The sequence below is a fragment of the Aeromonas sp. 604176 genome (genome assembly GCF_049170755.1).
Taxonomy (GTDB): domain Bacteria; phylum Pseudomonadota; class Gammaproteobacteria; order Enterobacterales; family Aeromonadaceae; genus Aeromonas; species Aeromonas veronii_A.
On record NZ_JAAKNE010000248.1, the window covers coordinates 1 to 1,429 of the forward strand.

Sequence of the window (1,429 nt, forward strand, 5' to 3'; positions counted from 1 at the left end):
CTGGGTGTGCAGGCCGAGCAGCTCTCCATCGTCAGCTATGGCGAAGAGAAGCCGCTGGATCTGTCCCACACCGAGGATGCCTTTGCCAAAAACCGCCGCGCGGTTCTGGTTTACTAAGGTTTAAACCGAACGAAGTTCGTTTATATGCAAGCGGCCATTTCGATGGCCGTTTTATTTGCACTAAACGCCAAGGTTTGATCCGAATGAAATCTGCATATGCGAGCGACGATGGCGCTGGCCGTTTTATCTGTACTAAACGCTAAGGTTTGATCCGAATGAAATCTGTGTACAAGCAAGCTGTCGTTGCGCTGGCCGTAATGGTTGCTCTGAATGCGCAAGCTGCGGCACCGGTCAGCGATCTGGGCGGTGACTCGGGTGGTGGCGTTGTCCTTAGTGGCAACAACGGTGCCATCGTGCCCACCGGTAGCCTGGAGGATCGGGTTGCCCTGCTGGAGCGCACCCTCAATGCCCGTCTGCGACTGCAAGCTGAATTGCAGCAACAGGTCGACTCCCTGCAAGGGGAGGTCTCCGAGCTGCGTGGTCAGCTGGAGCAGCAGACCTACCAGATGGAACAGTCGCAAGAGCGCCAGCGTCAGCTCTACCAAGAGCTCGACAAGGTTGCCAGCAGCCAGCAGGCTGCTCCAGCCGCCCCGGCCCCTGCTGCTGCCACACCGGTTGCTGCCGCCAATTACTCAACCAATCAGGATGAGAACCAGGCCTACGACGCAGCGGTCAACATGGTGCTCAAAGAGAAGAACTACGACAAAGCCATTCCGGCTTTCCAGGGCTTCATTAAGCAGTACCCCAATTCGGGCTATGTTCCCAATGCACACTACTGGCTCGGCCAGTTGCTGTTCAACAAGGGTGACAGAGCCGGAGCCTCGGCCCAGTTTTCGACCGTGGCCAACAAATACAGCAAATCCCCCAAGCGAGCCGATGCGCTGCTGAAGCTGGGTATGCTGGCGCAGCTGGATGGCAAGAAGGCGGAAGCCAAATCCTTCTATGAGCAGGTGATCAAGGGTTATCCCAACACCTCGCCGGCCCAGTTGGCCAAACAGAGTCTGGCCAAGCTGTAACATTGCTGTATGTCACTGTTTTCGTAACGCTACTGTAAAAACAGCCTGCATTTGTACGCACAGTGAGCAAACGGATTTAAATTACGAATTTTCTGTTGCACCGGAAATTTAAATCCGTAATATAGGCCGCCGTCAGAGCCGAAGCAGTAATGCAGTCGGAACTGGTCGTGGTGAGGGTCGTTAGCTCAGTCGGTAGAGCAGTTGACTTTTAATCAATTGGTCGCTGGTTCGAATCCAGCACGACCCACCATTTTCTCCACTCGGTGGAGACAGAATTCCCAGGTCGTTTAGCTCAGCTGGGAGAGCACCTCCCTTACAAGGAGGGGGTCACTGGTTCGATCCCAGTAACGACC

At 55.0% G+C, this 1,429-nt stretch carries 1 protein-coding gene, 2 tRNA genes and 1 pseudogene; all 4 read left to right on the forward strand.

Annotated elements, in window-relative coordinates; genetic code table 11:
* A pseudogene (locus tag G5358_RS21090) lies at window positions 1–117 on the forward strand (peptidoglycan-associated lipoprotein); the annotation flags it as partial.
* Between the two features lie 158 nt (window positions 118–275).
* The gene (gene ybgF / locus G5358_RS21095; protein WP_421324882.1) at window positions 276–1,076 is read left to right on the forward strand and encodes a tol-pal system protein YbgF; all 801 of its coding nucleotides are present in this window, start codon (window positions 276–278) and stop codon (window positions 1,074–1,076) included.
* A gap of 174 nt (window positions 1,077–1,250) precedes the next feature.
* Window positions 1,251–1,326, forward strand: a tRNA-Lys gene (locus G5358_RS21100).
* 31 nt (window positions 1,327–1,357) lie between these two features.
* Window positions 1,358–1,429 (forward strand) — tRNA-Val (locus tag G5358_RS21105).

Excerpts from the sequence above, each read along its gene's own strand:
- ybgF (WP_421324882.1), top strand. The coding sequence starts at position 276 with ATGAAATCTGTGTACAAGCAAGCTGTCGTTGCGCTGGCCGTAATGGTT.